The organism is Tenacibaculum sp. TB-53 (genome assembly GCF_059716285.2).
In genome coordinates this window covers 3390001-3393408 of the sequence record NZ_CM202790.1, presented here as the reverse complement: position 1 = coordinate 3393408, position 3408 = coordinate 3390001, and the positions used below count along the sequence as shown (strand labels likewise).

Genomic DNA, 3408 nt, shown 5'->3' with positions numbered 1-3408 from the left:
GAAAGTTTTTTATCCTATACTTCTCTCCTACCTTTGTTTACTATATTTATTACTATTTTAATGCTTCTAACATGGAAGTACATATAACTATTACAGTACTTAATTATCAACTTTAGTAAGAATTTGAATTCTTTATTTTTTTACTTTTTCTTTCGTTTTCGCTTCTTTCGCATCTTCGAAAACATCTCTTTATACTCGGATACATCAATATATCCTCTACTTTTGGATACAATTACTAAATAATTCTTTCGTAATTTAGGCTCTTGATACTCCAACTTTTCTTCTATATATGCTCGCTGTATAATGTCCTCTACTAAATAATCTTCGTTTTCCGCTTCAGGTTTATACTCTGACTTTAATGATAGTTTAAATAAATTTGCTGTAGTATTGTACCAAAAGGCTTTCCAACCACTTCTTAACTCTTTTACATTAGCAAAGGCTGTTTTTCCTGTTTGGCGATGAATTAATTTTAATAAAATAATCAGTTTTTGAAAAATTTATGTCAATAATAATAGGGAAAATGATATTGCTATTGTAAAATCATTTTAAAGATATTTTAACCTTATCGAAATTGATGCTAGTTTTAATAGTTTAATTCTGGAAAGTAATTTTTATTTCTTAGGTTATCTATTACATGCCTACTGAGAATTTACCTAATGCTTATGATTATTTATTCCTTTTGCTAGAAAAGGAATAGTTTCAGAGATTTTAAACAAATATAATATTACAGCTATTTATATTGACTCTCGTAATAAATCATAGTTTTTAGGAGATCTAGTAGTGAATATCTTGGATGGAAGAAAACTTAAATTATAAGTGTATAACTATTTCCTGTTGAATATTAAACATTAAAATACGGTTGTTTTTAAGGATCTTTATCAAGATTGAAAGTAACAAGGAAAGGATTAAAAACTACGCGGTAGGCATTTCTATAGTGACATCTTCTTTAGTGAAGATTCAATAAGGTGAGTTGATTCAGTATAACGTGCTTTTACTACAATAATACCCTCGAAAATAAAGATCAAAAAAAAACCTCAATCTTTTAAAGATTGAGGCTTGATAAAGAAAGGCAACGACCTACTCTCCCACCTGTGGCAGTACCATCGGCGCTAATGGGCTTAACTTCTCTGTTCGGAATGGTAAGAGGTGAGCCCCATTGCGATAATCACCTTAAATCGTTTCAGTATATTTCAACTGTAAAAGTTAACATATTAGTAAAATCATATCCTAAATTCATCAAAGAGTTTGCTCCCGGCCACTAGGACCGGGATACGTACATAAGCCTATGGGTTATTAGTACTACTCAGCTACATACATTACTGCACTTACACTTATAGCCTATCAACGTGGTGATCTTCCACGACCCTTTAAAGAAATCTCATCTTGTGGTGGGTTTCGCGCTTATATGCTTTCAGCGCTTATCCCTTCCCGACGTAGCTACTCTGCAGTGCCCCTGGCGAGACAACAGATACACTAGAGGTCAGTCCAACTCGGTCCTCTCGTACTAAAGTCAGATCCACTCAAATTTCTAACGCCCACAGCAGATAGAGACCGAACTGTCTCACGACGTTCTGAACCCAGCTCGCGTGCCACTTTAATGGGCGAACAGCCCAACCCTTGGGACCTTCTCCAGCCCCAGGATGTGACGAGCCGACATCGAGGTGCCAAACCCCCCCGTCGATGTGAGCTCTTGGGGGAGATCAGCCTGTTATCCCCGGAGTACCTTTTATCCTTTGAGCGATGGCCCTTCCATGCGGAACCACCGGATCACTATGCTCTACTTTCGTACCTGATCGACCTGTATGTCTCTCAGTCAAGCTCCCTTATGCCATTGCACTCTACGCACGGTTACCAAGCGTGCTGAGGGAACCTTTAGAAGCCTCCGTTACTCTTTTGGAGGCGACCACCCCAGTCAAACTACCCACCACGCACTGTTCTCATTGCTGAGTTAGGCTCTAGATAAGCAAAGGGTGGTATTTCAAGGATGACTCCACAACGCCTAGCGACGCCGCTTCAAAGTCTCCCACCTATCCTACACATTACTTATCCAAAGTCAATACGAAGCTATAGTAAAGGTTCACGGGGTCTTTTCGTCCCGCTGCGGGTAATCGGCATCTTCACCGATACTACAATTTCACCGAGCTCATGGCTGAGACAGTATCCAGATCGTTGCACCATTCGTGCAGGTCGGAACTTACCCGACAAGGAATTTCGCTACCTTAGGACCGTTATAGTTACGGCCGCCGTTTACTGGGGCTTCATTTGATTGCGTCGCCGAAGCTAACAACTCCACTTAACCTTCCAGCACCGGGCAGGTGTCAGGCCTTATACATCATCTTTCAATTTAGCAAAGCCCTGTGTTTTTGATAAACAGTCGCCTGGATCTTTTCACTGCGGCCAACATTGCTGTTGGCGACTCTTCTCCCGAAGTTACGAGTCTATTTTGCCTAGTTCCTTAGCCATGAATCTCTCGAGCACCTTAGAATTCTCATCCCAACTACCTGTGTCGGTTTACGGTACGGGTTCTTATAACCTGAAGCTTAGAGGTTTTTCTTGGAAGTTTTTAGGCACACTATCCACGCATCCGAAGACTTGTGGTACTATCACACTTCAGCTAAACCAGCGGATTTGCCTACCAGTCTAATACCTAAATGTTTCAACGAACTATTCCGTCAGTTCGCGGTGCTTTCAGTACTCCGTCACCCCATCGCAATTATAAGAAGTACAGGAATATTAACCTGTTGTCCATCGACTACTCCCTTCGGATTCGCCTTAGGTCCCGACTAACCCTCAGCTGATTAGCATCGCTGAGGAAACCTTAGTCTTTCGGTGAGGGGGTTTCTCGCCCCCTTTATCGTTACTTATGCCTACATTTTCTTTTCTATACGTTCCAGCATGCCTCACAGCACACCTTCAGCACATATAGAATGCTCCCCTACCACTTTTAAAAGTCCATAGCTTCGGTAATATGTTTATGCCCGATTATTATCCATGCTCGACCGCTCGACTAGTGAGCTGTTACGCACTCTTTAAATGAATGGCTGCTTCCAAGCCAACATCCTAGCTGTCTGGGCAGTCAAACCTCGTTTTTTCAACTTAACATATATTTGGGGACCTTAGCTGATGGTCTGGGTTCTTTCCCTCTCGGACATGGACCTTAGCACCCATGCCCTCACTGCTGAAAAACATTTTATAGCATTCGGAGTTTGTCAGGAATTGGTAGGCGGTGAAGCCCCCGCATCCAATCAGTAGCTCTACCTCTATAAAACTTTTATTCAACGCTGCACCTAAATGCATTTCGGGGAGTACGAGCTATTTCCGAGTTTGATTGGCCTTTCACCCCTACCCACAGGTCATCCAAAGACTTTTCAACGTCAACTGGTTCGGTCCTCCACTGTGTGTTACCAC

1 protein-coding gene and 2 rRNA genes (1 of these 3 only partly in view) are annotated in these 3408 nt (G+C 41.5%); all 3 read right to left on the bottom strand.

Features of this window, described 5'->3' with window-relative positions:
- Positions 1-140 precede the first annotated feature (140 nt).
- Positions 141-464 carry a DUF4294 domain-containing protein gene (locus tag AC3VJB_RS15430; protein WP_437825025.1) on the bottom strand — a complete coding sequence of 108 codons (324 nt, stop codon included), beginning with the start codon at positions 462-464 and terminating at the stop codon, positions 141-143.
- Between the two features lie 600 nt (positions 465-1064).
- A 5S ribosomal RNA gene (gene rrf, locus AC3VJB_RS15425) occupies positions 1065-1173 on the bottom strand.
- Between the two features lie 100 nt (positions 1174-1273).
- Positions 1274-3408: ribosomal RNA gene (locus AC3VJB_RS15420) — 23S ribosomal RNA — on the bottom strand; it runs 738 nt beyond the window's last position.